At 66.4% G+C, this 703-nt stretch carries 1 protein-coding gene; it reads left to right on the forward strand.

The annotated features are described in order from the left end of the window. Window positions 1–703, forward strand: a 703-nt coding sequence (locus HZS56_RS37840) for a class I SAM-dependent methyltransferase (protein WP_216725329.1), incomplete at both ends; no start/stop codon positions are given.

Raw genomic sequence — 703 nt, forward strand, 5'->3', positions numbered from 1 at the left:
CGGTCAGCTGGAGTACCTGGGTCGTGCCGATGATCAGGTGAAGATTCGTGGTTTCCGTATCGAACCGGGTGAGGTCCGGGCGGCGTTGGAGGCCGAGCCTGGTGTCTCCCAGGCTCTGGTCGTCGCCCGTCCGCATCACGACGACACCCGCCTCGTCGCCTACATCGTCCCCTCGGCAGGAGAGGCGGACGGCGCGACCAGTGAGCAGGTCGACGAATGGCGGGAGATCTACGACTCGGTCTACGGAGAGGCCGTTCACGACGGTGAGGCCGGGTCCGATGTGCTGGGGGAGGGGTTCGAGGGGTGGAACAGCTCGTACTCGGGCGAGCCGATCCCGTTGCCCGAGATGCGGGAGTGGCGTGACCAGGTGCTGGAGAGGATCCGGGCGTTTGCTCCTCGCCGGGTGTTGGAGATCGGTGTCGGTTCGGGGTTGTTGATGGGGCATGTGGCGGCGGGGGTGGAGTCGTACTGGGCGACTGACTTCTCGTCGGCGGTGGTGGAGCGGTTGCGTGGTCAGGTGGCGGGGCTGGGCTGGGATCACGTGGTGGTGCGCTGTCAGGCCGCTGATGATGTTTCCGGGCTTCCGGCGGGTGGGTTCGACACGGTTGTCATCAACTCGGTCGTGCAGTATTTCCCGGGTTGGGAGTATCTGGAGCGGGTGCTGGACCGGGCGTTCGGGTTGCTGGCCGAGGGTGGTCGGCTG

Origin of the sequence: Streptomyces mayonensis (genome assembly GCF_018982965.1) — a bacterium.
GTDB classification, from domain to species: domain Bacteria; phylum Actinomycetota; class Actinomycetes; order Streptomycetales; family Streptomycetaceae; genus Streptomyces; species Streptomyces mayonensis.